General features: G+C 57.2%; 22 protein-coding genes and 2 tRNA genes. 7 read left to right on the forward strand and 17 right to left on the reverse strand.

Annotation, left to right across the window (positions count from 1 at the left end):
* Positions 1 to 100: 100 nt before the first annotated feature.
* Positions 101 to 1,681, forward strand: a complete 1,581-nt coding sequence (locus L861_RS04260; RefSeq protein WP_016415327.1) for a ribonuclease J — start codon at positions 101 to 103, stop codon at positions 1,679 to 1,681.
* A gap of 95 nt (positions 1,682 to 1,776) precedes the next feature.
* Here the strand turns inward: L861_RS04260 and L861_RS04265 are convergent, their stop codons facing one another.
* The 7 genes from L861_RS04265 to mobA all read right to left on the reverse strand — a co-directional run bounded on the left by L861_RS04265 (position 1,777) and on the right by mobA (position 7,084).
* Entirely contained in the window at positions 1,777 to 2,067 is a 291-nt protein-coding gene (locus tag L861_RS04265; protein ID WP_016415328.1) for an H-NS family histone-like protein, read from the reverse strand.
* Between the two features lie 339 nt (positions 2,068 to 2,406).
* Positions 2,407 to 3,399, reverse strand: coding sequence for a GTP 3',8-cyclase MoaA (gene moaA, locus L861_RS04270; RefSeq protein ID WP_016415329.1), 993 nt, complete (start codon positions 3,397 to 3,399; stop codon positions 2,407 to 2,409).
* Positions 3,396 to 3,848 carry a molybdopterin synthase catalytic subunit MoaE gene (gene moaE, locus L861_RS04275; RefSeq protein WP_016415330.1) on the reverse strand — a complete coding sequence of 151 codons (453 nt, stop codon included), beginning with the start codon at positions 3,846 to 3,848 and terminating at the stop codon, positions 3,396 to 3,398. The genes moaA and moaE overlap by 4 nt, the downstream gene beginning before the upstream one ends.
* A gap of 2 nt (positions 3,849 to 3,850) precedes the next feature.
* Positions 3,851 to 4,654 carry a cyclic pyranopterin monophosphate synthase MoaC gene (gene moaC, locus L861_RS04280; protein ID WP_016415331.1) on the reverse strand — a complete coding sequence of 268 codons (804 nt, stop codon included), beginning with the start codon at positions 4,652 to 4,654 and terminating at the stop codon, positions 3,851 to 3,853.
* Positions 4,651 to 5,922, reverse strand: a complete 1,272-nt coding sequence (moeA, locus tag L861_RS04285; RefSeq protein WP_016415332.1) for a molybdopterin molybdotransferase MoeA — start codon at positions 5,920 to 5,922, stop codon at positions 4,651 to 4,653. The genes moaC and moeA overlap by 4 nt, the downstream gene beginning before the upstream one ends.
* Positions 5,919 to 6,500, reverse strand: a complete 582-nt coding sequence (gene mobB, locus L861_RS04290) for a molybdopterin-guanine dinucleotide biosynthesis protein B (protein ID WP_016415333.1) — start codon at positions 6,498 to 6,500, stop codon at positions 5,919 to 5,921. Before mobB ends, moeA begins: the two co-directional genes overlap by 4 nt.
* Entirely contained in the window at positions 6,497 to 7,084 is a 588-nt protein-coding gene (gene mobA, locus L861_RS04295) for a molybdenum cofactor guanylyltransferase MobA (protein WP_016415334.1), read from the reverse strand. The genes mobB and mobA overlap by 4 nt, the downstream gene beginning before the upstream one ends.
* 259 nt (positions 7,085 to 7,343) lie before the next feature.
* Between mobA and L861_RS04300 the strand changes: the two genes are divergently transcribed.
* Positions 7,344 to 7,925 (forward strand): cupin domain-containing protein, encoded by a 582-nt coding sequence (locus tag L861_RS04300; protein ID WP_016415336.1) that lies wholly within the window; start codon positions 7,344 to 7,346, stop codon positions 7,923 to 7,925.
* 95 nt (positions 7,926 to 8,020) lie between these two features.
* Here L861_RS04300 and L861_RS04305 read toward each other — a convergent pair whose 3' ends face one another.
* The 7 genes from L861_RS04305 to L861_RS04335 form a co-directional block, all read right to left on the reverse strand.
* Positions 8,021 to 9,262: a uracil-xanthine permease family protein gene (locus tag L861_RS04305; protein ID WP_016415337.1), complete on the reverse strand. Its 1,242-nt coding sequence runs from the start codon at positions 9,260 to 9,262 to the stop codon at positions 8,021 to 8,023.
* Between the two features lie 92 nt (positions 9,263 to 9,354).
* Positions 9,355 to 9,984 (reverse strand): uracil phosphoribosyltransferase, encoded by a 630-nt coding sequence (gene upp / locus L861_RS04310; RefSeq protein ID WP_016415338.1) that lies wholly within the window; start codon positions 9,982 to 9,984, stop codon positions 9,355 to 9,357.
* Between the two features lie 128 nt (positions 9,985 to 10,112).
* On the reverse strand, positions 10,113 to 10,802 hold the full coding sequence (gene ung, locus L861_RS04315) for a uracil-DNA glycosylase (RefSeq protein WP_016415340.1): 690 nt from the start codon (positions 10,800 to 10,802) through the stop codon (positions 10,113 to 10,115).
* Positions 10,803 to 10,833: 31 nt separating this feature from the next.
* Positions 10,834 to 11,325 (reverse strand): xanthine phosphoribosyltransferase, encoded by a 492-nt coding sequence (gpt, locus tag L861_RS04320; protein WP_016415341.1) that lies wholly within the window; start codon positions 11,323 to 11,325, stop codon positions 10,834 to 10,836.
* A gap of 36 nt (positions 11,326 to 11,361) precedes the next feature.
* Positions 11,362 to 11,907: an adenine phosphoribosyltransferase gene (locus L861_RS04325; RefSeq protein ID WP_016415342.1), complete on the reverse strand. Its 546-nt coding sequence runs from the start codon at positions 11,905 to 11,907 to the stop codon at positions 11,362 to 11,364.
* An 8-nt stretch (positions 11,908 to 11,915) separates the two neighbouring features.
* Positions 11,916 to 13,220: an NCS2 family permease gene (locus tag L861_RS04330; RefSeq protein WP_016415343.1), complete on the reverse strand. Its 1,305-nt coding sequence runs from the start codon at positions 13,218 to 13,220 to the stop codon at positions 11,916 to 11,918.
* Between the two features lie 246 nt (positions 13,221 to 13,466).
* Positions 13,467 to 14,090, reverse strand: coding sequence for a riboflavin synthase (locus L861_RS04335; protein ID WP_016415344.1), 624 nt, complete (start codon positions 14,088 to 14,090; stop codon positions 13,467 to 13,469).
* A 436-nt stretch (positions 14,091 to 14,526) separates the two neighbouring features.
* On the opposite strand from L861_RS04335, the gene L861_RS04340 reads away from it, so the two are divergent.
* The 4 genes from L861_RS04340 (at position 14,527) to msrC (ending at position 17,692) form a co-directional block, all read left to right on the forward strand.
* A complete protein-coding gene (locus L861_RS04340; protein ID WP_016415345.1) occupies positions 14,527 to 15,570 on the forward strand; it encodes a methionine ABC transporter ATP-binding protein in 1,044 nt (347 codons plus the stop codon).
* Positions 15,551 to 16,204, forward strand: coding sequence for a methionine ABC transporter permease (locus L861_RS04345; protein ID WP_016415346.1), 654 nt, complete (start codon positions 15,551 to 15,553; stop codon positions 16,202 to 16,204). The genes L861_RS04340 and L861_RS04345 overlap by 20 nt, the downstream gene beginning before the upstream one ends.
* Before the next feature lie 122 nt (positions 16,205 to 16,326).
* Complete coding sequence (locus L861_RS04350) at positions 16,327 to 17,157, forward strand: MetQ/NlpA family ABC transporter substrate-binding protein (protein ID WP_016415347.1); 831 nt, start codon at positions 16,327 to 16,329, stop codon at positions 17,155 to 17,157.
* A 70-nt stretch (positions 17,158 to 17,227) separates the two neighbouring features.
* Positions 17,228 to 17,692 carry a free L-methionine (R)-S-oxide reductase MsrC gene (msrC, locus tag L861_RS04355; protein WP_016415348.1) on the forward strand — a complete coding sequence of 155 codons (465 nt, stop codon included), beginning with the start codon at positions 17,228 to 17,230 and terminating at the stop codon, positions 17,690 to 17,692.
* A gap of 83 nt (positions 17,693 to 17,775) precedes the next feature.
* Here msrC and L861_RS04360 read toward each other — a convergent pair.
* The 3 genes from L861_RS04360 to glpK form a co-directional block, all read right to left on the reverse strand.
* Positions 17,776 to 17,852 (reverse strand) — tRNA-Val (locus L861_RS04360).
* Positions 17,853 to 17,878: 26 nt separating this feature from the next.
* Positions 17,879 to 17,955, reverse strand: a tRNA-Val gene (locus L861_RS04365).
* Positions 17,956 to 18,070: 115 nt separating this feature from the next.
* Entirely contained in the window at positions 18,071 to 19,552 is a 1,482-nt protein-coding gene (gene glpK, locus L861_RS04370; RefSeq protein WP_027947433.1) for a glycerol kinase GlpK, read from the reverse strand.
* Positions 19,553 to 19,778: 226 nt separating this feature from the next.
* On the opposite strand from glpK, the gene L861_RS04375 reads away from it, so the two are divergent.
* Positions 19,779 to 20,579 carry a DeoR/GlpR family transcriptional regulator gene (locus tag L861_RS04375; RefSeq protein WP_016415350.1) on the forward strand — a complete coding sequence of 267 codons (801 nt, stop codon included), beginning with the start codon at positions 19,779 to 19,781 and terminating at the stop codon, positions 20,577 to 20,579.
* Positions 20,580 to 20,719 lie beyond the last annotated feature (140 nt).

The raw sequence follows: 20,719 nt of genomic DNA on the forward strand, positions 1-20,719 counted from the left end.
CAGGCCTGTATCCATCATGCTGCAATCCCGAGTACAGATTCGCCCTCGCCGCCGCTCACCCTTGAGTTTTCTGCCCCTTGGCGGCTGCGGGGAAATAGGAATGAACCTCTCGCTATACGGGCAAGACGACCACTGGATCGCTGTCGATTGCGGCATGATGATTCGCCAGGACTTACCCGGGAGTCCCTTGCAGGTTCCTAACCTATCCACCCTCGAATCACTGCGGATCACACCGCGCGCATTGATCATTACCCATGGCCACGAAGATCATATCGGGGCTGCGGCCTGGCTTTGGCCACACTGGGGTTGCCCCATCCATGCTCCTCCACTAGCTGCCGGTTTGTTGCGCGCCAAGTTCCTCGAGCGCGGCCTGGTCACCGACGATATTCATGTCATCGAGCCCGGTGAAGCCATGGAAAGCGGTCCCTTCAGCCTGCGCTTCCTGTCTTTGACACATTCGATCCCCGAGAGCTGCGCCCTGCTGATCACCACTTCACAGTATCGGGTATTGCATACCGGGGACTGGAAGCTGGATCCAGAACCATTGATAGGCCCACCTACCGACGAAACGACATTTCGTGCCTTGGCACCGGTGGATCTACTCGTCGGCGATTCAACCAATGCTCCAGTTCCTGGCCATTCGCGCAGCGAAGGCGAGGTAGCCCGAGCACTGGAGCGAACGCTAGCCGATTGCCCTGGACGTGTCATCGTGACTTGTTTTGCCAGCAACCTGGCACGCGTCTTGGCCGCCGCACGAGCGGCAGCACGTTACGGGCGTCGGGTCAGCCTGATGGGACGTTCCATGGAGCGTATGGTGGGGATTGCCCGGGGGCTCGGTTATCTGGAGGATTTGCCACCGCTGGTGCCAGTACGCGACTTGGGTTATCTCCCCCCGGAAGAAGTACTGGTCATTGCCACCGGTAGCCAAGGGGAGCCCCGGGCAGCCCTCTCGAGACTGGCGCATGGCAACCACCCCCATTTCGAGCTGATGGCGGGCGATAGCGTGATTTTTTCTGCCAAGGCCATCCCCGGCAATGAACGCTTGATAGAACGTCTGCAGCGCTCGCTCGAACGTCTTGGCGTCACTCTCTACGACGAGCACAATCACCCCGAATTACACGCCTCAGGACATCCAGCACAGGAAGAGCTCCGCACCTTCTATGACTGGGTCAAGCCTCGCCATCTCTTACCGGTACATGGCGAATATCGCCACCAACGAGCCCACTGTGAACTAGCTGAGTCACGTGGCATTCATGCGCCATTGATACCGACCGATGGCGACTTGATCCGCTTTGATCAGGGGGGTCTGACCTGCGAATCCCGACATCCACAACCACCTTGCATCATCGAGCAGGATGCGGTGACTCCTTTACCGGCACTCGCCGGTAAGACAGAGCACAGCCATCCACGGCATGGCAGCCTCTTCCTAGCCCTGCCGGTCACTCCACTCGATCAAGGATGGGCACGTATCGGGCGTCTCCTTCTCGACTCCAGTGCTTCGACGACTCTGGATGAAGATGCCTTCGCTGACTGGCTGGATGAGCGATTGGCCAGGATGACAGCCGAAAGCCTTATGGAGTTGCGCAATCAACTACATCCTCCGCTGATACAATACCTGACACACCACCTGCGCCACATGCCGGAAGTACATCTGCAACTCCTGGCAGCCGAACCTCCGTGATGGTGGAGCCAGGAAACGAAACACTATGCAACGATTGGCAATGAAAAAAGCGGACCTATGTCCGCTTTTTTCATTGCACGATAACCAGACCCAGTTCAGGTCTTGCTGGCATTCTTCGGCGGCCTACCGCGGCGGCGCTTGGGCTGCTCGGAAACCAGGTCATCCAATGACAAACCGGCATCATTGATCGCTTCACGAATTTCCGCCAGCTTGCGTTCCTTTAGCGCCTCTTCTTCCTGGCGCTTCTTATCTTCGTCCTGCTTCTGTTCAATCACTTCGCCTATCACTTCTGCCAGCTTGTTCAACTGCTCCATACTAAGCTGACGTGCTGCTGCACGAGCGACATTCTTATTGCGGGCGATGCGTTCCAAGGTTTCGGAAGACATTGGCCTCCTCCATTCTGAGGGTAGAGAAAAGGGATTCCATGGTTTTATCGTAAAAAGTATATGCCTTTACGCCACCTTGGCAAGAAAATCCCGCCATTAACTTTTACCGCTTTGACGAACCATTGAAAGCAAAAAACGGAAATGCCCGGTTTACGGGAGTTGGCGTATCATCAAGTTGGAATATTTCTCGACCGACATCAAGAATGGGAACAAAGGAGGTGTCGTCGAAAAAACCTTTCGAAGGAGATGTGAGTAAGAGAGAAAGTAAGCACTAGGTATTCAGGCCAACTATCAATCTCGGGTTTGCTCCATCCAGGAGCAAACCCGAAGAGTAGACTTTCAACCACCCGTCATGTTCATGAACCGCACCACTTGGACATCACCATCGGTCGTGAAGTGGTGACGCTCAGGCTTGAGTGGCATGGCCCCAATGATCGCCGCCTTGAGTGCATCCATGTCACCTGGGTAACGACGCAATACCGCACGCAGATCTATCGAGTGCTCATTGCCCAGACACAGCAACAGACGCCCTTCCACCGTGACTCGGACACGATTGCAGGTCGAACAGAAGTTATGACTATGAGGTGAAATGAAGCCAATGCGGGTGTCGCTGTCGGGCATGCGAAAATAGCGTGACGGTCCGAGAGTGGTTTCCGTGGTCGGTGTCAACGCGTGTCGTTGCTCGATTATCGACTGAACCTGATCGCTGGAACAGTAGGTTTCAGCCCTCGAGTGATCGGAGACGTCGCCCAACGGCATCTCTTCGATGAAGCTGATATCCACTCCCTCATCTCGCGCGAACTCAACCAGATCAAGTACTTCATCGTCATTGCGATTCTTGAGAATGACCGCATTGAGCTTGATCCGCTCGAACCCAGCCTCACGTGCAGCGTGAATCCCGGCAATCACCTTGTCCAGCTTGCCCGTACGCGTGAGACGATGAAACTTGTCGGCATCCAATGAATCCAGGCTGATGTTGAGGCGTTTCAGACCACCTTCCCGCAAGGCTCGAGCATATTTGACCAAACCAGCTCCGTTGGTGGTCATGGCAAAATCCTTGAGGCCGGGCAACGAGCCAATCTCATCGACCAACTGCTCGATCCCACGCCGCACTAGTGGCTCGCCACCAGTCAAGCGTATCTTTTCTACGCCCAGCTCGGTAAAGGCACGGGCAACCATCGCCAACTCTTCCAACGTCAATATTTGTGCCCGAGGAAGAAATGTCATGTCTTCGCTCATGCAATAGACACAACGGAAATCACAGCGATCGGTGACTGAGATGCGTACATAACGCACCCGGCGATCGAAGTTGTCGATTAGCGTTGTTGTCATGGCTCCTCCCAACGCCTGGCATCTCGCTGATCGCTTGCCCGCTCGGCCACCCAATAGTGGCCCGAAGAGGTATGCTCCTTCTTCCAGAAAGGCGCACGCGTCTTGAGATAGTCCATGATGAAGTCGCAAGCCTCGAAGGCTTCTCGTCGATGTGCACTGGCAACCACTACCAGTACGATCGGATCTCCGGGTGTCAATCGACCGACACGATGGATGACACATACCCCCTGAAGTGGCCAGCGGCTTTCGGCTTCCTTGACGATATCAGTCAGTGCCGACTCAGTCATTCCTGGATAATGCTCCAATGTCAGCGCTTCCACCTCTGGACGCTCATTGAAGTCACGAACCAAGCCAGTAAAACTCACCACGGCGCCAATGTCGCTACGCCCTTGTATCAAGGCTCGTTGCTCACGTCCCGGATCGAAAGGCTCATGTTGCACGCGGATCATCTTCAACCTCCCGTGACCGGGGGAAAGAAGGCCACTTCATCGTCGGCAGTCAAGGGAGTGCTATCACCGCCCATGACCTGATTGACGGCGCACAGGATACGCGCGTCCTCGAGCCGGGCAAAGCGATCGTCCCTGGCCTTCAGCGCCGCTTTCAGGCCTGCGACATTCTGCTCTTCCAAGCTATCGAAGGGAACATCGAGATCGCTCACCCCCAAACGCTCCCGCAACTCGGCCAGGCATTTGACTCGCACGCACGGCAGGTCGGCACGCATTCCCACACTGACCTCACCACTGCGATATTCTCCGGTAACGATCGGCGCTTCACTTTCATCCGCTTCACGTCGATAATCACCCGATTTACCACCGGTCTTGGATTCGAGACGAATCGCACCGATCTGCATCCCCTTATCGACCGCCTTGCACATGTCATAGAGAGTGAGGCAGGCAACCGACACGGCAGTCAAAGCTTCCATTTCCACTCCCGTACGTCCGTTCAGACGGCAGGTTGCCGAGACTTCCACGCGGGACGCCTCTTCATCGAGATGGAAGTCGATCGCCACCTTGGAGAGTGCCAACGCATGGCATAACGGGATGAGTTCGTGAGTACGCTTAGCGGCCTGAATCCCAGCAATGCGAGCCGTCGCCAGCACATCGCCCTTGGGCAAGCCACCTTCCACCAGCAACGCCAAGGTTTCCGGTCGCATGGCGATATGTCCGCTGGCGATAGCCTCACGCTGGCTTTCGGATTTATCGGCGATGTCCACCATATGGGCTTCGCCGCGGACGTTGAGATGGGTCAAACTCATGTCAATTCACCAAAGGGTTGTACGATCACGGCCTCTCCCGGCTCCACGCCGACTCTCTCGGCCGCGATCTCGATCAAACAGTTTGCAGCGACCATCGACGACAGGATTCCCGAGCCTTGACGACCGGTGCTTCGCACCCAGAGCTGTCCTTTGTCATCAGCATGATAGACGCCGCGCAGGAAATCCACGCGACCACGCCGGCTCTTTAGTGACGCTTCAGCTAGAGCCGTCAAACGCCATGGAGACCAGTTCGCCTCCCCCTGTAGATGGCGAAGCATGGGTTGCACGAATTGCAAAAAAGTCACCATCACCGCCACTGGGTTACCGGGAAGCCCAAAGAATGGTATGCGGCGAGCGCCCAAGTGCCCGAAAGCCAGAGGCCTACCTGGACGTATGGCAATTCGCCAGAAACCGAGATCGCCACTATTGCTCAAGGCTGGCCGGATCCAATCGGCCTGCCCTACCGATACGCCGCCACTGGTAATCACCATATCAGCGTCGCTTGCGGCATGTTCGAGCACGGCCTGGATCCGATTCCGCTCGTCAGGAAGAATCCCCAGATCGAGGAGTTCGCAACCAAACTTCATCAACAGGCCACGCAGGGAAAAGCGATTGGCATCGAATATACCGGCCTCGCTCAAGGTCTCACCAGGAGCGGTGACCTCATCACCGGTAGAGAATACGGCAACACGAGGACGACGATGCACCTTCACCGTTGCCACCCCCAACGAAGCCAAAAGCCCCAAATGTTGAGGTCTCAGACGTGTACCGCGGGACAACGCCAGGCTTCCGCGGCAGATGTCCTCACCGGCCTGGCGCACGTTCTGGCCCAGGCGAACCGTTTCCGCCCGCTCGACCGTGATCCAGTCCCGTCCTTCCTGATGCATTTCCTGAAGCTGTTCGCGCATGATCACCGTATCGGTACCCGCTGGTAGCGGCGCTCCGGTGGTAATCGCCACAGCACACCCTGGGGCCACCTCGCCCCCCGAATAACGAGACCCAGCCAGCACTTCTCCCACCCGAAGCCAACGTTCGGGAAGCAATGAGGCATCCTGCGGCCAAGCCAAGGCGATACCATCCATCGCGGCATTGGTGTTCTGAGGTACATCGATCGTCGAATGAATGTCTTCTGCCAGAACCCGCTCCGGCAATGCCTCTAAACCAAGCGTTTCACTTCCCAGCATCGGAGGTGAAAACTCCCGCAATGCCGCCAGCGCTTCCTCCACCGACAGCATCCGCTCGCCGAGATCGAAACACGACAGACTCATGGAGCAATCTCCATCAGTCTCGGAAACCGCATCTGCGGCCAACGCCGGGGCCAATCAGCGATCCACTCGGTCAAAGCCTCGATATCGTCGAGGTCAAGTGATTCGACGTGAGGCGGCAACGCCAGCTCGCTGTTGCTGGCAACACCACGAATCCAAGGATCTTCCCAAGCCAACAACGGCTTCCCGAGCGACTCGCGGTGCAGTTCCAGCTTGGGCAGCGGCCAAGCCTTGAACCCTTCCACTAACACCAGATCCGGCGCGAGCGGCCGCAAGGCCTCTATCAGAGTCGCCAAGTCCGGCTCCTCTTGGTCGGGTGTCTCCATCATCAGTGCCATACGCGCCCGTGAGGCAACCAGCATCGGGGTAGCACCGGCCTGACGCAGACGGTAACTATCCTTACCCGGCTGGTCCACATCGAAGGCGTGATGGGCATGCTTGATCACCGCGACTTGCAGGTTCCGCTGCCGTAATCTCGGCAGCAGGCTTTCCAGCAGCGTCGTCTTGCCAGTCCCGCTCCAGGCGGCAATGCCCAACAGCGGTAAGGATTCGCTCTCGAGCTTTAGAGAAGGCTGCTTCATGACTTCAACCATCGTTCGAGCCGAGCCTTGTCCTGCTCGGTATTTAGGTTGGCAAACGCATGTGGGCAATCGCTGAAATCCACATGACACCACGCGTGGCGCGCGTACCAACGATCGATCTTGCGTTCACCGTCGGCCAGCGCTGCTCCCAGATCATCAACCAAATCGCGACGTATCATCGCCACCACGGGATGGGCTCGCTCGCCGTCATGGGCCACGGCGATATCGCATTCACCGCAGCCAGCTGCCAATCTCTCCACCAGATTGTCCGGTAACACCGGGCTATCGCAGGGGGCGACGATCACCCACGGCGTTCTGGCTTCCGACAATCCGCTCCAGATTCCCATCAAGGGCCCTTGATAACCGTCCTCGCGATCAGCGATCACCCGTGCCCCCAAACGACCGTAGGCTTCCAAGTGACGGTTGGCATTGACCAGCACCTCGGCAACAAAAGGACGTAGACGATCCAGAACATGGTCAATCAACATCCGACCGGCAAATGGCTCCAGCCCTTTGTCGCGACCGCCCATACGGCGCCCCTGCCCACCGGCAAGAATCAGGCCGCTTATCTGCTCCGGGTGCATGAGTGGCTCTCCGCAGAATATGGATATGATAATACGAGCATGACACCACATTTGTCCAAGCGGTCAAAAGCAGCATTGCCCTACCCCAAGCCTACCTCAGACGACGCCATGACTCACAGCGCCAAACGACTGAATCGAGACGAAAGTCATCTCGATAACGACAGATGGTGGTGGTTATGTTCAAGCTCATAAGCCGGTATGATGGTGTCAAGGATCTTCAACAAGAACGAATCTTCATTATGACTGACAAGGGCGGACAATGAGTGGATTCGACGTCGGTGCGCGTCTCAAGCAACTCCGAGTACAACGTGATCTCTCTCAACGCGAACTAGCCAAACGCGCCGGAGTCACCAACAGCACGATCTCGCTGATCGAGCAAAATAGCGTCAGTCCTTCGGTCAGCTCACTAAAGAAAATACTCGATGCCTTGCCGGTGACCATCAGCGAGTTCTTCGCCGGCGAGCAGCTATCACGCGAGCAAGTTTTCTATCGTGCCAGCGAACTCACTGAAATCGGTGATGGGATCCTCTCCTGGCGCCTGGTGGGCGCCCGACGACCCAACCGCCGCATGTCGATCCTTCACGAGCGCTACCCCCCCGGTGCCGACACGGGGGAGGACATGCTCGAGCATGATGGCGAAGAAGGTGGCGTCATCATCTCAGGCACTATCGAACTCACCGTAGGCGGCGACGTTCAGCTTTTGACTGCCGGTGACGCCTATTACTTCGACTCGCGTCTTCCGCATCGATTCCGTAATGTCAGCGACAGCGAATGCGTCATCGTCAGCGCCAACAACCCGCCCTCTTTCTCGGACGGCGGAAATGCTCAGCACCATGCATGAGAGCTGTAAGCCAGCAGCCTCCACTATCAATCGATCCGATATGAGAGATTTTCACTTACAGCTTATCGCTTTCGACTTACCGCTTCTTTTAACGGCTATTCGTCGGCCGGTGGAAGCACCCAGTTCAACACGATTCCCACTAACGCCGCCAGGCTGACGCCCTGAAGGACGAATTGACCACCACCGATCTGCATGCCGCCAATACCGAATACCAGAATGAGTGACACCACCACCAGATTGCGCGGGGCAGTCAAGGAGTGCCCAGCACGAACCAGTGTGTTCATGCCCACCACCGCAATCGAACCGAACAACAGCGTCATGATCCCTCCCATCACCGGGCCAGGAATCGTCTGCAGCAAAGCCCCAAGCTTGGCCACGAAGGCCAGGAGAATGGCAACGCAGGCAGCAACCACCATGATTTTAGGGTTGAAGGCACGGGTCAGGGTCACAGCGCCGGTGACTTCGGAATAGGTAGTATTGGGAGGACCACCAAACAGAGCCGCTATAGAAGTCGCCAAACCATCACCCAATAGGGTGCGATGCAAACCAGGTTTCTCCAGATAATTCTTTCGCGTCACAGAACCGATCGCCACCATATCACCGATATGCTCCACGGCCGGCGCGATGGCTACCGGGATCATGAACAGAATCGCCGCCCAGTGAAAAGTTGGTGTGGTGAAGTTAGGCAGTTCGAACCACCCTGCATCACGTATCGGGGCAAAGTCCACCACTCCCATGGCCAATGCCAGCAGATAGCCGGTGACGATCCCTCCCATGATGGGTACCAGGCGCAGCAGACCACGTCCGAACACCGCCAATACCAGGGTCACCAGCAGGCTGATCATCGACAGGATGATCGCCTGGCCGTAACCGATATGCTCGCTGGTCTCGCCAGTCGCCATACTGACTGCCACAGGAGCCAGCGCCAAGCCAATGACCATGATCACCGGCCCGACCACCACCGCCGGCAACAAACGGTTCAACCAGGCCGTCCCTTTGAGGCGTACGAACTGGGACATGACCACGTATACCAGGCCCGAGGCCATCAGCCCACCCAGCGTCGCAGAGACCCCAAAGTTTGCCACCGAGCCTTGTATAGGAGCGATGAAAGCAAACGACGATGCCAAGAACACTGGCACACTCTGACGCGTCACTGCGTGGAACACCAAGGTGCCAGCACCGGCAGTAAACAAGGCCACACTGGGATCGAGGCCAGTCAGCAGTGGTACCAAGACTAACGCGCCAAAGGCCACGAACAGCATTTGCGCCCCAGTCAGTAGCGTTCGCGGCCAGGAACTCACCGGTTCGGCTGCCGCTGCGGTCGTCGTATTGCTCATTTCGTTATTCTCCAGTCAACTCAATGACATCCTGCGCAAAAAAATGCCCTTGATAACATCCAAGGGCATCAATTCCTGTGGCCGTGCTTTCATCAACGGGTACCGAATATCTTATCCCCAGCGTCTCCGAGGCCAGGCACGATATAGCCGTTCTTGTCGAGGCGTTCGTCGATGGCCGCGGTATAGATCTCGACCTCGGGATAGGCATCCTGTACGCGCTTGATACCTTCGGGAGCGGCCACCAGTACGATCACTTTCATCTGCGGGCAACCCCGAGCCTTGAGCATGTCCAACGTTGCCACCATGGTACCTCCGGTGGCCAACATCGGGTCGATGACAATGGCCAAGCGCTCGTTGAGATCGTTGGTGAACTTTTCGAAATAGGGCACCGGCTCAAGGGTCTCTTCATCGCGATAAAGCCCTACCACACTGATGCGGGCACTGGGGATCAGATCGGTGACGCCATCGAGCATACCGAGCCCGGCACGCAGGATCGGTACAATCGTCACCTTCTTGCCCTTGAGCTGCTCCACCGGCACCTGGGCGCCATTCCAGCCCTCGATACTCGACGCTTCAACCTCGAGATCCTGAGTCGCTTCATAGGTCAGCAACTTGGCCACCTCACCGGCCAACTCACGAAAACTCTTGGTACTGATACCAGCAGCACGCATCAGCCCCAACTTGTGTTTGACCAGTGGGTGATTGATGGCATGAACGCTCATGGCGGATGGTCCTCGCTTCGATGGACGGGAAAGCTGCCTTTGCTTCGCCGGGATCACCAACGACAGCGCGCGACAAATTGCGCGCTATTTTAGCTTGATCGAGCGTTCAGGTTAAGGCCACTGTCAGATCAAACCGGCTCGGCCGGCAATTGCCAGTCGATGGTTCCCCGCCCTTGTTCAGTCAGAAACCCGTTGGCACTCGAAAAGTGGTGATTGCCGAAAAAGCCACGATGGGCCGACAGTGGAGAAGGATGTGGCGATTCCAGTATCAAGTGACGACGCCTATCCACCAGTGCCTTTTTCTGCCGAGCATGACTGCCCCACAACAGGAACACAGTGGGCAGTCCATGTTCACTGACAGCGGAAATGGCACGATCGGTAAAGGTTTCCCAGCCCTGGCCACGATGGGAACCGGCATTCCCCTGCTCCACTGTCAGTGAAGTGTTGAGCAACAACACACCCTGTCGAGCCCAACTTTCCAGGAATCCATGATTCACCGGTGTGAATCCCACATCCTGAGCCAATTCCTTGTAGATGTTCTGCAACGATGGCGGCGTCGGCACACTGGGACGCACCGAAAAGCACAACCCATGAGCCTGATTCGGACCGTGATAAGGATCCTGCCCCAGGATCACGACCCGCACCTGGTCGAGCGGCGTCAACTCGAAGGCGCGAAACCAGTTCGATGAGTGGGGATAGATAACCTTACGGGATGTCTTTTCCCGGGCAAGGAAGTCTCGCAACTGTTGCATGTAAGGGGCTTTGAACTCAGCCCCCAGATAGCGGTCCCAGCTCTCGGGGAGAGGAGATTCCGGCATCTTTCAACGTCCTTTTAGGATGAGTGTCTGACTACTCAGGCGCCTGACTGCGCACTTGGTCAACCAGCGGCTCCACATAGGAAACCCCCATGTCCCAAGGGAATTGAATCCAGCAATCCTGGGCCACCTCGGTCAGGCATTGATCGACCAACGGCCGTCCTTCAGGCTTGGCATACACGGTCACGAAATGCGCCTTGGGCAGCATGTCACGTACCGCTCGTGCGGTCTTGCCTGTATCCACCAGATCATCGACCAGCAGCCAACCATCGCCGTCATGATCGACTCCCTTCATCACGTCGAGCCCGCCTTGATCCATGTGGTCGTAACTCTTGATGCAGACGGTATCGATGAGTCGCACATTGAGTTCGCGGGCAATCAATGCGGCAGGGATCAAACCACCACGAGTGATGGCGACAATACCCTTGAAATCACGCTCCACCAGCTTGTGGCATAGCGCCCGAACATCGCGATGAAGTTGATCCCAGGACACGGTGAAGTGCTGCTGATAACGATTAGCGCTCATGGTAGCTATACCGATTACGAAAGAGGAAGACGAGGATCACTCGTCTTCGGTGAAGGAACACACTGAGAAAACGCCATAACCGGCATCCCGTATCTTCTGCGCCCCTCCCAGGTCAGGGAGATCGATGATGGTAGCCGTTTCCACCACATGACCTCCGCTGCGCGAAATCAACTTGGCCGCGGCCAGCATGGTACCCCCGGTAGCAATCAGGTCATCCATGATCAGAATGCGATCATTTTCGCGGAAAGCATCGGAGTGCAGCTCCACCTCAGCCTGCCCGTATTCCAAGGTATAAGTCTCGCTGATGGTCTTGAACGGCAACTTGCCCTTCTTGCGTACCGGAACGAAGCTGCAGCCCAGTTCATAAGCCACTGGAGCGCCGATGATAAATCCTCGGGCATCGATAGCGGCGATGGCATTCAGCTCCATCTCCTGATAGCGGTGCACGAAACTGTCGATCAATTTGCGGAATGCAGCACTGTTCTGCAGCAGCGGGGTAATATCGCGAAAATTGACCCCCGGCTGCGGCCAGTCGGGGACGGTGCGAATGACAGATTTGATGTACTCGCCATATATGCTCATCGAAGGCCTCAATCCAGGAACACGAATTTCAGAACGAAGACGATCGCCAATACTACCACCGCCGGATTGAGGTCGCTGAAACGACCCGACAGTGTCTTGATAGCAGCATAACTGATAAAACCCAGTGCAATCCCTTCGGCAATAGAGAATGTCAACGGCATCGCCAAGGCAGCGATCAAGACAGGGGCCGCATCGGTCACGTCATCCCAGTTGGCATGTGCCAGGCTACCAGCCATCAGCACCGCTACATAAAGCAGTGCCCCGGCCGTAGCGAAAACGGGGATCGAGCCAGCCAGTGGAGAAAAGAACAGGCTGATCAGGAACAGGATCGCCACCACCACCGCCGTCAAACCGGTTCGCCCTCCCGAGGCGATCCCGGAAGCACTTTCAATGTAACTGGTGGTGGTCGAAGTCCCCAACAGGGACCCCGCCATGGAAGCGGTGCTGTCGGCCATCAGAGCGTTCTTGAGTCGGGGAAGCTTGCCGTCCTTATCGAGCAGACCACCACGATGCGCCACACCGATCAAGGTGCCGGACGTATCGAATAGATCGACGAAAAGGAAGGCAAAGATCACGCTGAGCATGGCCAGATCCAATGCACCGGCCAAGTCCAGAGCCATGAAGGTGGGAGCAATGGAGGGAGGCATTGACAGGATACCGCCGTATTCATTGTGGCCAAGCAGTGTGGCCACCAGCGTCACGGCAAGAATGCCAATCATCACTGCCCCGGTGACGCGCAGATACGCCAATGCCGAAATGGCAAAGAAACCGACCAACGTATAGATCGCTGCCGGCTCGGTCAGGCTGCCCAACGAGACTAACGTCGCCGGGTTATCGATCACGATGCCAGCGTTCTGCAACGCGATCATGGCAAGAAACAACCCAATCCCTGCGGCAATGCCCAAACGCAGCGACTGTGGAATGGAATTGATGATCCACTCACGTATCTTGAAGATGCTCAGCAGAAAGAAGATCAAGCCAGAGAAGAACACTGCCCCGAGTGCCGCTTCCCAGGAATACCCCATGCCCATCACCACCCCGTAGGTGAAGAAGGCATTGAGTCCCATGCCTGGCGCCAAAGCGACCGGATAGTTGGCCCACAGCCCCATGATCAGACAGCCGATCGCCGCCGCCAGACAAGTAGCGACGAACACGGCACCGTAATCCATGCCGGTTTGGGAGAGAATGCTGGGGTTGACGAAAATGATATAGGCCATGGTCAGGAAGGTGGTGATCCCGGCGATGACCTCGGTACGAACGTTGGTATCGTGTTCGGCGAGCTTGAAATGATTGTCGAGTAGGCGGTTCAACATCGGCTCAGTCCTGCGCGCGTGGACGGATTGTCCTGGGTGCGAGAAAAGCCGCACATGGTACCCAAAGGCGTCACATGACGCGAGACGCTTTTTTGCCTCCATGGCGACCCGATCGATCGGTCTTACATCCAGCGATGCCCCGAGAGAATCGCTATATAAGCCCTACACATATAAGCAAGCAATGCGCCACATGCTATGCGGACCAACCAACGGAAACTTGACGGAACGGTCAGTAGCTTTCCATTGTCACGCTTGTCGACTTGCAAGCACTCGCTCGACCGTCTCGACAATGGCCTGAGTCTGAGGATCGATTTCGATGTTGACACGATCCCCCGGCCCCCGCTCGCCCAGCGTCGTACGCGAGAGCGTCTCGGGGATCAGATTGACACAAAAATGCGCAACCCCTCCCGCCCTTCTCACCTCGCCAATCGTGAGGCTGATACCATCCACGCCAACATACCCTTTGTCGAACAGGAAGCGTGCATACTCGGCAGGCAGTTCGAACCACAGGCGACGGTTATCCGGAGCCTCTTCGAGTTCCACCAGCTCAGCCAAGCAGATCACATGCCCTGACATGGCATGACCACCGATCTCGTCTCCGAAACGTGCCGCTCGCTCGATATTGACGCGGTCTCCCACCCGCAATGCCCCAAGATTGGTCAAACGCAGCGTCTCGCGCATCAAGTCGAAGCTGACATGATCACCGTCGATGGCCGTCACCGTCAGGCAAACGCCGTTATGCGCCACCGACGCGCCGACGACCAGCCCCTCCCGCAGCGACGCTGGCAATGCAACCACATGGGTACGAAATTCACTCTTCTCGACGACGGACACTAATGGTGCCGTGCCCTGGACGATACCTGTAAACATGCTCGACTCCCGAATTCATTCGCCCGGCCCGCGGCGCAAGACGACCAAGGTCGCCAGTCTAGGCAAGCCAGGACAGGTCGTCCACGGGGATTGTGCGTCCTGGCCATTTTTTACGCCAAGCGGCATCTCGGCAGTAATATTGCCTGATTATCAGCTCGATAGACCGAAACATGCACCACTATCGTTGACACCAAGCCACCTGACACCTACCATTTGCGCTCATTATTCAGGCGCCGATTTGTACCCGGATTGCGGGCGCCCTCGCCATCGTCGCGCGTTGCCTCGAGCGGCGGGAAGTGCAGCTAAAAGGGTGTGTCCAGCGTTGATGGCCACCCGCCAGGGTGGCCTTTTTTCTCCACCCTTCTGCTTTGCTTCCGACCGATTCTTCGGCCCTGCCCGCAACCGGCAACATCCGCCCAGCCGACCTGACAGGACCATGATCAGACTCACCAACGTCTCCAAAACCTATGGCAGCGGTTCAGGTGCCGTAAACGCACTGAAGAATATCGACCTGCACGTCCCACAGGGCAGCATCCATGGCGTGATAGGTCTTTCCGGTGCCGGAAAATCGACACTGATCCGCTGCGTCAACCTGCTCGAACGCCCGACGACTGGGAGCGTGGTCGTCGATGGGCAGGAACTCACCGCCTTGTCAGCCGCCCAGCTCAACCAGGCGCGGCATCAGATTGGCATGATCTTCCAGCACTTCAACCTGCTGTCATCACGTACGGTGTTCGCCAATATCGCCTTGCCGCTGGAACTGATGGGCATGGACAAGAGCGAGATACGGCATCGCGTCATCCCCCTGCTCGAGTTGACCGGACTGGAGGACAAGGCCGACAAGTATCCTGCGGAGCTCTCCGGCGGCCAGAAGCAGCGCGTGGCCATTGCCCGCGCGCTAGCCAGCCGTCCGAAGGTGTTGCTCTGCGATGAGGCCACCTCGGCACTAGACCCCCAGACCACCGGCTCGATCCTGGAACTGCTTCAGGACATCAATCGCAAGCTAGGTCTAACCATTTTGTTGATCACGCACGAAATGGAAGTGGTCAAGACCATCTGTCATCGAGTGGGGCTGATTTCTGCCGGCGAGTTGGTCGAGGAAGCCGATGTCGGTGACTTCTTCACCGCGCCACGTACCCGGTTGGGACGCGAATTTCTTAACGACTTTCTCGAACTCGAGCCGCCCAAGGCGCTGGTCGAACGCCTCGAGGAAATGCCTGGGGAGCATACCCACCCGGTGGTACGACTGGCCTTCACCGGCGATGCCGTTTCCACACCGCTGGTTTCGCGCCTGGCCCGCGAATGCGGGGTTGACGTCAGCATCCTGCAGGCCAAGGTCGAGTCGATCCAGGACCGGACCCTGGGACTGATGATCGCTGAACTGATAGGCGCTTCAGACAAGACCCGCGAGGCGCTTTCCTATCTCGAAAACCATGATCTGCATGTGGAGGTGCTCGGCCATGTCCAGCGCGATGCTTAACCTGGTTCTCAAGGCCACGCTCGACACACTTTACATGGTCGGCGTGTCGGGGTTGATCGCCGCACTACTCGGCGTCCCACTGGGTGTGATGCTTTTCGTCACCCGACCACGACAGATTCTCGCTCAGCCGCTTACCAACCAGGTGCTCGGCGTCATCACCAATGTCGGTCGCTCGGTGCCATTCATCATCCTGATGGTGGCGATCATCCCCTTCACGCGACTGGTCGCCGGCTCCTCGATCGGCACCAATGCCGCTATCGTGCCCTTGACCATTGCCGCCATCCCCTTCGTCGCTCGCCTGGTGGAAGGCGCCTTGAACGAGATTCCGCCCGGGCTGATCGAGGCGGCCCAATCGATGGGCGCCACTCCCTACCAGATCATCACCAAGGTACTACTGCCCGAGGCCAAGGGCGGGATCATCACCGGCTTGACCATCACCGTAGTCACCCTAATCAGCTACTCGGCCATGGCCGGCGCTGTGGGTGGTGGCGGACTCGGCGATCTGGGCATCCGCTACGGCTATAACCGCTTCGATCCCATGGTCATGCTGATCACCGTGGCGATCCTGGTGGTCATGGTCCAGGGCTTCCAGAGTCTGGGCGATCACTTGGTGCGCAAGGCCGATCACAAATAGACGTCGACATGACGCGATACTCAATCAGCAACACTTGAATCACGATGGCACTGCCCATACTGACCAGCGGCATCCATGCCATTATCCACTTCCCATAGGGAAGCGCTTAGGAGAACATCACGATGACAGACAAGCTGGCTCACCTTCTTCGTCCCGCTCGCCTGCTAGGTGCCGCCACCCTGCTCAGCGCCGTCGCGCTGGCGGGTTGCGGCAACGATGAGGCCAAGACGAACTCGATCAAGGTAGGCACCGTGGCCGGACCTGAAACCGAGGTGATGCAAGTGGCAGCACGCATCGCCAAGGAAGAGCACGACCTGGATGTCGAAATCGTCGAATTCACCGACTACGTCTCGCCCAATGCGGCCTTGGCCGATGGCAGCCTGGATGCCAACGCCTATCAGCATGAACCCTACATGCGCAGCATGGTCGAGGATCGCGGCTATGATTTCGCCATTGCCGGGCGTACTTTCGTCTATCCCATCGGCGCTTATTCCGAAAAGCACGACAGTATCGAAGATCTGCCGGAGCGAGCCATCATCGCTCTGCCCAACGACCCGTCCAACGAAGGGCGCGCACTGATCCTGATGCACAATAAGGGCATGATCGAACTCGACGACCCGACGAACCTGGAAGCCACGCCGATCAATGTGACCGAGAACCCGAAGAACTTTCGCTTCCGTGAGATCGAGGCCGCTCAACTGCCGCGCGTATTGCCTGATGTGGATATGGCCTTCATCAACAACACCTTCGCCCAACCGGCTGGCCTGAGCCTGGACGACGCTTTGATCAAGGAGGGCCCCGAGTCGCCCTACGTCAACCTGATCGCGGTGCGTGCCGGCGACGAGGATCGCGAGGCGATTCGCCAGTTGGTCGACTCCTACCAGCGTGAGGAAGTCGTTGCCAAGGCCGAGGAGTTGTTCAAGGGGGCGGCTATCCCAGGATGGCAAGGGTAACGCAAGCCAACCTTTCCATTGGCTTGACGGGCCGGCTCACAAGCCGGCCTTTTACTAGGTGGAGTATTCGATGTCCGATTACGCTTTTCTTGCCCGCCAACTCGAGGCCTTGCTGGATACCCGCGACGCGCTGACCAACATGGCCCAGACCTGCGCTTTCATCATGCAGGAAATATCCGAACTCAACTGGGCGGGCTTCTATCTCCAGCGCCAGCCCGAGACATTGATACTCGGCCCGTTCCAGGGCAAGCCCGCCTGCAACCCGATTCCTTTCAGCCAGGGGGTGTGCGGCGCCGCGGCACGTTCACGCCAGACCCAGCGCGTCGACGACGTGCATGCCGTGCCCGATCATATTACCTGTGATGCCGCCTCGCGCTCGGAACTGGTGGTACCGATCGTCGTGCAGGACCGCGTGTGGGGCGTGCTCGATCTGGACAGTCCGCTAAAGAGCCGCTTCAGTGCCGAGGATCAAGCCGGTATCGAAACACTGGTGACGGTATTCGCCACGCAGAGCGATTTGGCAAATTGGTCCTGATGAAATGCCAGTAAGGGAACCGCGGTCGTACCCCCCACAACAAAACACCCCGTAGCACAGGCTACGGGGTGTTTTCAGGAAGCTGGTAGGACCAAGCGGATTTGAACCGCTGACCTCCACGATGTCAACGTGGCGCTCTAACCAACTGAGCTATGGTCCTATGAATCGATGGATGCCAAGGGAGTTTGGTAGGACCAAGCGGATTTGAACCGCTGACCTCCACGATGTCAACGTGGCGCTCTAACCAACTGAGCTATGGTCCTACAGCTTGCCCGAAACTCAATGACTTGCCTCGGCAACGGATGCGTATTTTACGTATTCGCACCGTAAATGCAAGCCTTGATCATGCCTGGAAGATGTTCTTCCACTGGTTCCAGACTAGCATTTCACGCGATCGACAGCATCCAACCAGCCACGGTACAAACGCTCCCGTTCCTCGTCATCCATCTGAGGAGAGAACGTTCGCTCACAGCGCCACAACCCGGCAATCTCCTCGAGCCCCTCGTACCAACCAAGATGCAGCCCTGCCAAGTAGGCCGCCCCCAATGCCGTCGTCTCCAGAACGGTCGGACGATCCACGGAAACTCCCAGCATGTCGGCCAGGAATTGCATCAGCCAGTTATTGCGGACCATGCCGCCATCCACCCGTAATGTACCAGTGCTCGCCGCCATATCATCGTTCATGCAAACCTGCAGATCGCGGCTCTGATAGCATACCGCTTGCAGGCCCGCCGCGACGATTTCGGCAATGCCAGTATCGCGGGTGAGACCAAAGATCGCCCCACGAGCCTGTGGATCCCAATGTGGCGCACCCAACCCGGTAAAAGCCGGCACCAGATAGACGCTATGCCCACTCCGGGTCTGACGAGCCAGGGCTTCCGTCTCCGCGGCGTTGGCGAACAACTTCAAGCCATCGCGCAGCCACTGCACCGTGGCGCCTGCAACGAAAATGCTTCCTTCCATGGCATAGGTTGGCTTGCCGTTCAGACGATACCCCACCGTGGTCAGCAGACGATTGCGAGAGACTTCCGGCTTATCACCGGTATTGAGAATCATGAAACAACCGGTGCCATAGGTACTCTTGCCCATACCCGGTTCAAAGCAGGCCTGGCCGAACAACGCCGCCTGCTGATCGCCCGCCACCCCGGCAATGGGAATTTGACTACCCAGCAGTGACGCTTGGGCCACACCGAAGTCATCACTGGAATCCTTGACCTCGGGCAGCAAGCTGGCCGGAATGTCGAAGAACTCGAGCAACCCTTCATCCCACTGCTGAGTATGGATGTTGAACAACGCGGTACGCGAAGCGTTGGTGGCATCGGTTGCGTGCACGCGGCCGTCGGTCAGTCGCCAGATAAGAAAACTGTCCACGGTACCAAAGGCCAGTTCACCACGCTCGGCACGCTCACGGGCCCCCTCCACATGTTCCAGCAGCCATGCCAGCTTGGTTGCCGAGAAATATGGATCGATCAGCAGCCCCGTACGCTCCTGCACCATGGAAGTATGACCGGCATCACGCAGATGTTGGCAGGCATCAGCAGTACGTCGATCCTGCCACACAATGGCATTGTGTAGTGGTTCGCCGGTCTTTCGGTCCCAAAGCAGAGTGGTCTCACGTTGGTTGGTGATCCCGATACCGGCCACTTGTGAGACATCGATGCTTGCCCTGTCGATCACTTCACGACATGTGCTCAGTACCGACGTCCAAATGTCTTCCGGCTCATGCTCGACCCAGCCGTCTTGCGGGAAATGTTGCGGAAACTCTTGCTGCGCCACCTCGACCACATTGCCCTCGCGATCAAAAAGAATGGCACGGGAACTGGTCGTTCCCTGGTCGATGGCTAGCAGATAAGAAGCCATGGCGTATTCCTCGGACATCGTGGAGAACTCATTGTTATGTTCGCTTTCAAACAGAAAATATCGAATAATGTTCGAATCCGATGACTGGAGAGTAAACCAGCGCTCTGCATACCTCAAACGCCTGGCCATCATGGAATCCATAGACCTTGGTCGCATGCTTTGTTGGCTTATCTGACGCAACCCACGGAAAATACCGTAGAATCGGGGAGTATCACGAGGAGGGCTCATGACACAACAAGAACGCCAAGACGCTATCGTCGCTCTGGTCAAACGCCAGGGTTATGCGGCGATCGAACAACTGACCGAGCATTTCGCCGTCACCCCTCAGACCATCCGCCGCGATCTCAATGCCTTGGCCAACGAAGGACTGATTCGACGTGTACACGGCGGCGCCGGTCTCGAATCGAGCACAGTCAACACGGCTTACCAGACTCGCAAAACGCTCAACCTGGAAGCCAAGCGACGCATTGCCTCGCTGCTAGCGGCACAGATTCCCGACCATGCCTCACTGTTCATCAACATCGGCACCAGCAACGAAATCGTCGCCGAGGCGTTACGGGGTCACCACGGTCTGGAAGTCATTACCAATAACCTCAACGTAGCCGCCATTCTCCAGCATAACGAGGACTTCAACGTCATTATCGCCGGTGGCCAAGTACGTTCTCGCGATGGCGGCATCATCGGCGAAGCGACCATCGACTTCATCAACCAGTTCAAGGTCGATTTTGGCATCATCGGCATCAGTGGAATCGATGAGGATGGTTCACTGCTCGAATTCGATTATCAGGAAGTCCGTGTTGCCCAAGCTATCATTCATAACTCGCGCCAAGTCTTTCTGATCGCCGATCACTCCAAATTTCATCGCAATGCCGTGGTACGCCAAGGAAAAATCACCCAGATCGACGCCTTGTTCACCGACCGGCGTCCCCCCGAGTCGATCTGCCGGCTGTTGGAAAACCATGACGTAGCGCTGCATATCGCCGGACAGGAGACATCAGCTTACGCGCCTGCTGAAAGCACGATCTGACCTCCCTTTTCACGCCTTTTCCTACTTCGTCAGCTCACTCCCCTGGCGCTCATCACGTCGTGTCCGTGATGATGTCTCGCCTCTTGATGTTCGTTTTCGAATAGTCTACTTTCTAAAACGAACACAACCTCGGAAACGAG

Origin of the sequence: Litchfieldella anticariensis FP35 = DSM 16096, from assembly GCF_000409775.1 — a bacterium.
Lineage (GTDB): Bacteria > Pseudomonadota > Gammaproteobacteria > Pseudomonadales > Halomonadaceae > Litchfieldella > Litchfieldella anticariensis.

Bases quoted from the DNA above. Each gene is read 5' to 3' on its own strand.
- ung (WP_016415340.1), bottom strand. From the start codon at position 10,802: ATGCCGGAATCTCCTCTCCCCGAGAGCTGGGACCGCTATCTGGGGGCT.
- gpt (WP_016415341.1), bottom strand. From the start codon at position 11,325: ATGAGCGCTAATCGTTATCAGCAGCACTTCACCGTGTCCTGGGATCAA.
- moeA (WP_016415332.1), bottom strand. From the start codon at position 5,922: ATGAGTCTGTCGTGTTTCGATCTCGGCGAGCGGATGCTGTCGGTGGAG.
- glpK (WP_027947433.1), bottom strand. From the start codon at position 19,552: ATGGCTTCTTATCTGCTAGCCATCGACCAGGGAACGACCAGTTCCCGT.
- msrC (WP_016415348.1), top strand. From the start codon at position 17,228: ATGTCCGATTACGCTTTTCTTGCCCGCCAACTCGAGGCCTTGCTGGAT.
- L861_RS04340 (WP_016415345.1), top strand. From the start codon at position 14,527: ATGATCAGACTCACCAACGTCTCCAAAACCTATGGCAGCGGTTCAGGT.
- moaC (WP_016415331.1), bottom strand. From the start codon at position 4,654: ATGAGTTTGACCCATCTCAACGTCCGCGGCGAAGCCCATATGGTGGAC.
- moaE (WP_016415330.1), bottom strand. From the start codon at position 3,848: ATGATCCGCGTGCAACATGAGCCTTTCGATCCGGGACGTGAGCAACGA.
- L861_RS04350 (WP_016415347.1), top strand. From the start codon at position 16,327: ATGACAGACAAGCTGGCTCACCTTCTTCGTCCCGCTCGCCTGCTAGGT.
- mobA (WP_016415334.1), bottom strand. From the start codon at position 7,084: ATGCACCCGGAGCAGATAAGCGGCCTGATTCTTGCCGGTGGGCAGGGG.
- L861_RS04335 (WP_016415344.1), bottom strand. From the start codon at position 14,090: ATGTTTACAGGTATCGTCCAGGGCACGGCACCATTAGTGTCCGTCGTC.
- L861_RS04375 (WP_016415350.1), top strand. From the start codon at position 19,779: ATGACACAACAAGAACGCCAAGACGCTATCGTCGCTCTGGTCAAACGC.
- L861_RS04345 (WP_016415346.1), top strand. From the start codon at position 15,551: ATGTCCAGCGCGATGCTTAACCTGGTTCTCAAGGCCACGCTCGACACA.
- L861_RS04260 (WP_016415327.1), top strand. From the start codon at position 101: ATGAACCTCTCGCTATACGGGCAAGACGACCACTGGATCGCTGTCGAT.
- upp (WP_016415338.1), bottom strand. From the start codon at position 9,984: ATGAGCGTTCATGCCATCAATCACCCACTGGTCAAACACAAGTTGGGG.
- moaA (WP_016415329.1), bottom strand. From the start codon at position 3,399: ATGACAACAACGCTAATCGACAACTTCGATCGCCGGGTGCGTTATGTA.
- L861_RS04265 (WP_016415328.1), bottom strand. From the start codon at position 2,067: ATGTCTTCCGAAACCTTGGAACGCATCGCCCGCAATAAGAATGTCGCT.
- L861_RS04300 (WP_016415336.1), top strand. From the start codon at position 7,344: ATGAGTGGATTCGACGTCGGTGCGCGTCTCAAGCAACTCCGAGTACAA.
- L861_RS04305 (WP_016415337.1), bottom strand. From the start codon at position 9,262: ATGAGCAATACGACGACCGCAGCGGCAGCCGAACCGGTGAGTTCCTGG.
- L861_RS04330 (WP_016415343.1), bottom strand. From the start codon at position 13,220: ATGTTGAACCGCCTACTCGACAATCATTTCAAGCTCGCCGAACACGAT.
- mobB (WP_016415333.1), bottom strand. From the start codon at position 6,500: ATGAAGCAGCCTTCTCTAAAGCTCGAGAGCGAATCCTTACCGCTGTTG.
- L861_RS04325 (WP_016415342.1), bottom strand. From the start codon at position 11,907: ATGAGCATATATGGCGAGTACATCAAATCTGTCATTCGCACCGTCCCC.